Annotated in this window: 8 protein-coding genes and 1 pseudogene; 6 read left to right on the top strand and 3 right to left on the bottom strand. The window is 67.7% G+C overall.

What is annotated here, in order from left to right; genetic code table 11:
* The 4 genes and pseudogenes from CA951_RS37465 to CA951_RS37450 all read left to right on the top strand — a co-directional run.
* Positions 1 to 194: pseudogene (locus CA951_RS37465) on the top strand (4-coumarate--CoA ligase family protein); the annotation flags it as partial.
* Positions 195 to 237: 43 nt separating this feature from the next.
* Complete coding sequence (locus CA951_RS37460; RefSeq protein WP_179220449.1) at positions 238 to 993, top strand: phosphoglyceromutase; 756 nt, start codon at positions 238 to 240, stop codon at positions 991 to 993.
* 149 nt (positions 994 to 1,142) lie between these two features.
* The gene (locus tag CA951_RS37455; protein ID WP_087561671.1) at positions 1,143 to 2,351 is read left to right on the top strand and encodes a cell wall metabolism sensor histidine kinase WalK; all 1,209 of its coding nucleotides are present in this window, start codon (positions 1,143 to 1,145) and stop codon (positions 2,349 to 2,351) included.
* Positions 2,348 to 3,037, top strand: coding sequence for a response regulator transcription factor (locus tag CA951_RS37450; protein WP_005251956.1), 690 nt, complete (start codon positions 2,348 to 2,350; stop codon positions 3,035 to 3,037). The genes CA951_RS37455 and CA951_RS37450 overlap by 4 nt, the downstream gene beginning before the upstream one ends.
* Positions 3,038 to 3,123: 86 nt before the next feature.
* On the opposite strand, the gene CA951_RS37445 is transcribed toward CA951_RS37450, so the two are convergent.
* The 3 genes from CA951_RS37445 to CA951_RS37435 form a co-directional block, all read right to left on the bottom strand.
* Entirely contained in the window at positions 3,124 to 3,447 is a 324-nt protein-coding gene (locus tag CA951_RS37445; protein WP_087561670.1) for a hypothetical protein, read from the bottom strand.
* The gene (locus CA951_RS37440; protein ID WP_087561669.1) at positions 3,447 to 3,782 is read right to left on the bottom strand and encodes a hypothetical protein; all 336 of its coding nucleotides are present in this window, start codon (positions 3,780 to 3,782) and stop codon (positions 3,447 to 3,449) included. Before CA951_RS37440 ends, CA951_RS37445 begins: the two co-directional genes overlap by 1 nt.
* Positions 3,783 to 3,851: 69 nt before the next feature.
* On the bottom strand, positions 3,852 to 4,637 hold the full coding sequence (locus CA951_RS37435) for a hypothetical protein (RefSeq protein ID WP_087561668.1): 786 nt from the start codon (positions 4,635 to 4,637) through the stop codon (positions 3,852 to 3,854).
* 66 nt (positions 4,638 to 4,703) lie between these two features.
* On the opposite strand from CA951_RS37435, the gene CA951_RS37430 reads away from it, so the two are divergent.
* Together CA951_RS37430 and CA951_RS37425 are read left to right on the top strand one after the other, a co-directional pair.
* Entirely contained in the window at positions 4,704 to 5,657 is a 954-nt protein-coding gene (locus CA951_RS37430; RefSeq protein WP_087561667.1) for a Ppx/GppA phosphatase family protein, read from the top strand.
* On the top strand, positions 5,654 to 6,907 hold the full coding sequence (locus tag CA951_RS37425) for a hypothetical protein (RefSeq protein ID WP_087561666.1): 1,254 nt from the start codon (positions 5,654 to 5,656) through the stop codon (positions 6,905 to 6,907). Before CA951_RS37430 ends, CA951_RS37425 begins: the two co-directional genes overlap by 4 nt.
* The last annotated feature ends 1 nt before the right edge of the window (position 6,908 follow it).

The raw sequence follows: 6,908 nt of genomic DNA, 5'->3' as shown, positions 1-6,908 counted from the left end.
TCCCGAAGGCGTTCGTCGTCGCCCAGCCCGGCGCCGAGGGGCTGGACGAGGCCGCGGTGATCGCGTTCGTCGCCGAACGGGTGTCCCCGCACAAGAAGGTCCGCAAGGTCGAGTTCATCGATCTCGTCCCCAAGTCCGCGGCCGGCAAAATCCTCCGCAAGGACCTGCGGGCCGGCGAGGCCCGCCGGAGCTGACAGCGGGGGTTCACGGCGCGAGGGTTCCGGCAGGCATGCCAGGATGAACGGCATGAGTACCGGAACCCTTGTGCTGCTCCGCCACGGCGAGAGCGAATGGAATGCGCTCAACTTGTTCACCGGCTGGGTGGACGTCCACCTGACCGATAAGGGCATCGCCGAGGGCAAGCGTGCCGGCGAATTGCTGCTCGAGCACGACCTGCTCCCCGACGTGCTGTACACGTCGCTGCTGCGCCGCGCCATCAGCACCGCCAACATCGCACTCGACACGGCAGACCGGCACTGGATTCCCGTCGTCCGCGACTGGCGCCTCAACGAGCGCCACTACGGCGCCCTGCAGGGACGCAACAAGGCGCAGGTCAAGGAGAAGTACGGCGACGAGCAGTTCATGTTGTGGCGCCGCAGCTACGACACCCCGCCGCCCCCGATCGAGCCGGGCAGCGAGTACAGCCAGGACACCGATCCCCGCTACGCGAACCTCGACGAGGTCCCGCTCACGGAGTGCCTGAAGGACGTCGTCGTCCGCCTGATCCCGTACTGGGAAGAGACCATCTCGGCCGACCTGTTGGCCGGCAAGACCGTCCTGATCACCGCGCACGGCAACTCGCTGCGCGCCCTCGTCAAGCACCTCGACGGAATCTCCGACGAGGACATCGCCGGGCTGAACATCCCCACGGGCATCCCGCTGCGCTACGACCTGGACGAGAATCTGAAGCCGCTCAATCCGGGCGGGACCTACCTCGACCCCGAGGCCGCCGCCGCAGGCGCTGCCGCGGTCGCGAACCAGGGCGGGAAGTAACCCGTGCAACCGGCCGGACGTCCCGTTCGCGGGACGTCCGGCCAACAGCAGGTTAACTGCGGACGAAGACTCCGGTTGTCGCGTGTGACGTGCGCGGAAATGCCTGGACCCTGCGTAACCGGCCCGCCGCGCGAACGTACGATTCAGGCGTGAGTGTTGTTCAAGCCGTCTTGCTTGCCATCGTGGGCGGCTTCGTCGGTTACCTCGTCGGTGGCGTGCTGATCCCCATGCTCTCCACTCGGCAGGCTCAGCGAATGGAAGAGACGTCAGGGCTCACGATGTCGCAGGTCCTCGACCTGATCGTGCTGGCGTCCGAGAGCGGCATCGCCGTGGTCGACCAGTTCCACGACGTCGTCCTGTTCAACCCCCGCGCCGAAGAGCTGGGCCTGGTGCGGAACCGGCTCGTCGACGACCGTGCGTGGGTGGCGGCGCTCCGCGTCCTCGAAACCGGTGAACCCGTCGAGGTCGATCTGAGCACCAAGACCCCGCAGCGGGGACGCGACCGGATCGCGGTGCGCGGCACCGCACGCCTGCTCAGCAAGGAAGACCACAACTTCGTGGTCCTGTTCGCCGACGACGACTCCGAGCAGGTGCGGATGGAAGCGACCCGCCGCGACTTCGTCGCCAACGTCAGCCACGAACTCAAGACCCCGGTCGGCGCGATGGGACTGCTCGCGGAGGCACTTCTCGAATCGGCCGACGACCCCGAGTCGGTCCGGCACTTCGGTGAACGCGTGCTCGGTGAATCCGTCCGGCTCGGCAAGATGGTCACCGAACTGATCGCGCTGTCCCGGCTGCAGGGCGCCGAGAAGCTGCCCGACCTCGAGGCCGTCTCCGTCGACGAGGTGGTCGACGAGGCCCTGCAGCGGTGCAAGATCTCCGCGGAGGCCGCAGGCATCGCCGTCACCACCGACCACCACAGCGGCTACGAAGTGCTCGGCGACCGCGCGCTGCTCGTCACCGCGCTGTCCAACCTGGTGCAGAACGCCATCGCCTATTCGCCGAAGGGATCCCCGGTCTCGGTGAGCCGGTCGATCCGCGGCGACAACGTGGCGATCTCGGTGACCGACCGCGGCGAAGGCATCGCCAAGGCAGACCAGGAACGCGTCTTCGAACGCTTCTTCCGCGTCGACAAGGCACGGGCCCGGGCGACCGGCGGAACGGGACTCGGCCTCGCGATCGTCAAGCACGTGGCCGCCAACCACAACGGATCGATCGACCTGTGGAGCAAGCCCGGAACGGGTTCGACGTTTACCCTGCAGATTCCTGCACACATCGAGACAGTAGAGACGAACGGCGGGGACGCCGACGGCGGCACTGTCGGGAGGAGAGAAACCGGTATGGAGGCCAAGCGATGACAAGTGTGCTGATCGTGGAAGACGAGGAGTCACTGGCCGACCCATTGGCCTTCCTGCTCCGCAAGGAAGGATTCGAGACGACGATCGTCGGCGACGGACCGTCCGCGCTCGCCGAGTTCGACCGGGCCGGTGCCGACATCGTCCTCCTCGACCTCATGCTGCCCGGCATGAGCGGCACGGACGTCTGCAAGCAACTCCGCAGCCGATCCGGTGTCCCCGTCATCATGGTGACGGCACGGGACAGCGAGATCGACAAGGTGGTGGGCCTCGAACTCGGCGCCGACGACTACGTCACCAAGCCGTACTCCGCGCGGGAACTGATCGCCCGCATCCGGGCGGTGCTGCGCCGCGGCGTCGACAGCGAACTCGACGTCGCGCAGGATTCGGCCGTCCTCGAGGCCGGACCCGTCCGGATGGACGTCGAACGGCACGTGGTCCAGGTGAACGGTGAGGCCGTCACGCTGCCGCTCAAGGAGTTCGACCTCCTCGAGTATCTGCTGCGGAACTCGGGCCGGGTGCTCACCCGCGGACAGTTGATCGACCGGGTGTGGGGCGCGGACTACGTCGGCGACACCAAGACCCTCGACGTGCACGTCAAGCGTCTGAGGTCGAAGATCGAGACCGACCCGGCCAAGCCGGAACACCTCGTCACCGTCCGCGGGCTGGGCTACAAACTGGAGGCGTGAGCGGACGCCGATCCGCCACAGTTGCCCACGAATTCGTCAGCCGCACAGGCAATTGCCGGTGCGGCTGACGAATTCGTGGGCGTCTGTCAGGGAACGAACCAGCGCACCGACGAGTAGTAGTCGGGTCGGAAATTCGGCAGCTCACGCAGTTCGTGCACGTTACCGGCGAGGTCGTGCTGCTGGAACGTGACCCGATCGCCCTCCCACACGCAGTCGATCGGCTGCCGGGTCCCGAATGGACTGAACAGGAGGTGCATTCCCGGGTTGCCCCAGTACGCCTCCAAGTCCAACGGTGTCCTGAAGTACGCCTCGCACCCGCCGACCGTCGAGGTCGGCTCGGCGGCGGCGGTCGGCGCGAATACTGCCAGGGATGCCGCCGCGACCGCGCCCGCAAGGACAGCGCGCTTCATCAGAACGGGTTGTACACGTAGACACCGCGGAACGGCGCCGAGATGATCTGCGTGATCGCGTGCTCGCGGCCCTGGTCGTCGAACTGCCTGCAGTAGACCGCGACGTAGTGTCCGTCGCCCTTGCACTCGATGACCCGGCCGGTTCCGTACGGGCTCAGCACGAGTGCGCGGTCGCCCTTGTCGCCGAAGGCGCCGGGATCGAACGGTGCGACGAAGTTCGCCGTCTTGTCGTAGAAGGTGTTCCAGTCCGGGGTCGGGTCGGCGGACGCGGTCGGCGCGAGGGCGAGCGTGGCAGCGGCGGTCAGCAGGGCACCGGTCAGAATGCGAGCGAACATGATCTCTCCCGTCGTGGCTGTGCCCGGAATGGGGCAGTGACGGCTAAATCGACCGGTGGGTCCGATCCGTTACCCGGCGGGCTTCCTCTGCGCGGCCACGGTGGCGGGATGCACGGCGACGAGTCCGAGGCCTGCCCTGCGCTTGCACAGCTTCGCCAATTCCGCGTACGCGGCCTTGCCGAGCAGTTCCGTCAACTCCGGCGCGTACGACTCCCAGACGGCCTTGGCGCCCACATGGGCGTCGGGTGAGCCCGAGCAGTACCAGTCCAGGTCCGAGCCGCCCTCACCCCAGCCGCGCCGGTCGTACTCGGTGATGGTGGTCTTGAGGATCTGCTCGCCGTCCGGGCGTTCCACCCACTCCTGGGTGCGGCGGATCGGGAGCTGCCAGCACACGTCCGGCTTGACCTCGAGCGGCTCGATTCCGCGCTTGAGCGCCATCGAGTGCAGCGCGCAACCGATGCCGCCCTCGAAGCCCGGGCGGTTCAGGAAGATGCAGGCCCCCTGATACCGGCGGGTGCGCAGCGCGGGCTCGTCCTCGAGGTCGTCCTCCTCGACGTACCCCTTCTTGCCGAGTCCCTTGTCCATGAACTGCCAGTCCTCGGGTGTGAGCAGCTTCACTGACTCGTTCAGCTTCTCCAGATCCTCCTCGTCGGAGAGGAACGCGCCGTGCGAACAGCAGCCGTCGTCCGGCCGGTCGCCGATGATGCCCTGGCAGGCCGGGGTGCCGAACACGCAGGTCCAGTGGGATAGCAGCCACGTCATGTCCGCGGCGATGAGGTGCTCGGCGTTGTCGGGATCGGGAAATTCGACCCATTCGCGAGCGAAGTCGAGGGGTACTTCGGGGCTGGGTGTCATCTTGTGTGAACGCCCTGCTTTACGTGCTGTCACAAAGCCCGACGGTAGACCCAGTACCGTGTCAATGTGCGACTAGGGGTACTCGACGTCGGAAGCAACACCGTCCATCTTCTCGTAGTGGACGCCCACAGGGGCGGCCACCCCACACCGATGAGTTCGACCAAGTCGACTCTGAGGCTGGCGGAGAACACCGACGACAGGGGTGACATCACCACTCAGGGAGCAGATCGCCTGGTCATGACGGTGGCAGATTTCTCCAGCATCGCGAGGACATCCGGGTGCGGTGAACTCATGGCTTTCGCGACGTCCGCCGTCCGCGACGCCAACAACTCGGACGACGTGCTGGCGCGCGTGCACGACGAGACCGGCGTGACGCTCGAGGTCCTGTCGGGTGTCGACGAGGCGCGGCTGACGTTCCTCGCCGTGCGCCGCTGGTTCGGCTGGAGCGCGGGCCGCATCCTGAACCTCGACATCGGCGGCGGATCCCTCGAACTGACGACGGGCGGCGACGAGGACCCGGACGTCGCGCTGTCGCTGCAACTCGGCGCGGGGCGGCTCACCCGGGACTGGCTCGAGGAGGACCCGCCCGGCAAGCGCCGGGTGGCGGTGCTGAGGGACTGGCTGGACGCCGAACTGACCGTCCCGTCGAAGGAACTGCGCGCGGCAGGGCAGTGGGACCGGGCCGTCGGCACGTCCAAGACGTTCCGCTCGCTGGCCCGGTTGACGGGCGCCGCACCGTCCGGTGCCGGCCCGCGGGTCAAGCGCACGCTCACCGCCAGCGGTCTCAGGCAACTCATAGCTTTCATTTCGCGGATGACGGCCTCGGACCGTGCAGAATTGGAAGGGGTGAGCTCCGACAGGTCGCAGCAGATCGTGGCCGGAGCACTCGTTGCGGAGGCCAGCATGAGAGCACTGGGCGTGGAGGAACTCGAAATCTGCCCCTGGGCTCTGCGCGAGGGTTTGATCCTCCGCAAGCTCGATACGGAAATGGGCGGTGAATTGATGGTGGGTGCTCGATGACCGAGGACAGTCAGCAGATCTCTGTGTCAGAGCTGCTCAAACGCAACGGGCAGCAGGTGGAGTCCCGGGGCGGGCGCCGTCGGCGCGGTGTCGCGGGAGGAATCTCCGTCGCCGAGTTGACCGGTGAAATTCCGGTGGTCCGGGATCCGTCCGATTCGCGGGCACTCGAACCCGAACCGGAACAGGAACCCGCCGCGCCCGAGCCGTCGCGCACGCCCGCGCCGGCAGCACCGTCTGCGCGCGCCGACGAGCGCACCGGGGCATTCAAGGCTCCGGCCGACGACAGCGACGAGGACGACGACGAACCCATCGCCAGTCGCCCCGCCGGCCGTGGCCGCGCCGTGGTGTCGGGCGGGACGTCCCGCGATCACCAGGGAACGTGGGTCAGCCGCGCAGTCCGGAAGGAACCGCCTGCGCCGGAGGCCGCGGCTTCCACACCGGCTCCGACCGTCGCCGCGCCGGCCGTGAAGAAGCCGGAGCCTGCCCCGACCGTCGCCGCTCCGCGCGTGACACCGGCGCCGAAGACCGAAACCCCGGCCAAGCCCGACACAACGGCCAAGGCCGAACCGGCGGTGAAGTCCGACGCACCCGCGAAGTCCGAGGCACCGGCGAAACCCGGAATGCCGGCGAAGGCGGGTGCGGCAGCGAAGTCGGACTCCGCAGCGAAGGCGGATGCCGCAGCGGCGTCGAACGGCGCGTCGAAGTTCGTGAAGACGCCGAAGCCGGAAGCTCCCGCCAAGGCGAAGCCGGAACCCGCGCTACTGTCCGGATCGACGCTGGCCGGCGACCTGATGCGCCAGTCCCGGGACTCGGACGCGGCGAACGCGGCCGAAAAGACGGACCTCATCGAGGCCGCCACCGACGAGGCGGACACCGAGAAGCGCGACGGCGACACGCAGAAGTCCGACACCCCGCGCCGTTCCCGCAAGGAGGCGAAGGCCGAGGCCGCGAAGGCGGAGAAGGCAGGCAAGGGCGAGGCCGGCGAGAACTCCACCCGCGAGTGGGTCGTTCTCATCGGTCAGGGTGTCGTGGCCGTCATCGCCGGGGCCCTGCTCTTCAAGGGTTTCGAGAAGCTGTGGGACGTCTTCCCGTGGGTGGCGCTGATTCTGGCGCTGCTCGTCATCGTGGGCCTGGTCGCCATGGTCCGCATCCTGCGCCGCACCGACGACATCACCAGTTTCGTGATCGCCGTCGTCGTCGGGATGATCGTCACTCTGGGGCCGTTAGCCTTCATGCTTGCGTCGGGCTGAG

Origin of the sequence: Rhodococcus sp. NCIMB 12038, from assembly GCF_002165735.1 — a bacterium.
In the GTDB taxonomy this organism is placed as follows: domain Bacteria; phylum Actinomycetota; class Actinomycetes; order Mycobacteriales; family Mycobacteriaceae; genus Rhodococcus_F.
This window is presented reverse-complemented; position numbering and strand designations above follow the sequence as displayed.

Bases quoted from the DNA above. Each gene is read 5' to 3' on its own strand.
- CA951_RS37445 (WP_087561670.1), bottom strand. From the start codon at position 3,447: ATGAAGCGCGCTGTCCTTGCGGGCGCGGTCGCGGCGGCATCCCTGGCA.
- CA951_RS37425 (WP_087561666.1), top strand. From the start codon at position 5,654: ATGACCGAGGACAGTCAGCAGATCTCTGTGTCAGAGCTGCTCAAACGC.
- CA951_RS37435 (WP_087561668.1), bottom strand. From the start codon at position 4,637: ATGACACCCAGCCCCGAAGTACCCCTCGACTTCGCTCGCGAATGGGTC.
- CA951_RS37460 (WP_179220449.1), top strand. From the start codon at position 238: ATGAACGGCATGAGTACCGGAACCCTTGTGCTGCTCCGCCACGGCGAG.
- CA951_RS37440 (WP_087561669.1), bottom strand. From the start codon at position 3,782: ATGTTCGCTCGCATTCTGACCGGTGCCCTGCTGACCGCCGCTGCCACG.
- CA951_RS37450 (WP_005251956.1), top strand. From the start codon at position 2,348: ATGACAAGTGTGCTGATCGTGGAAGACGAGGAGTCACTGGCCGACCCA.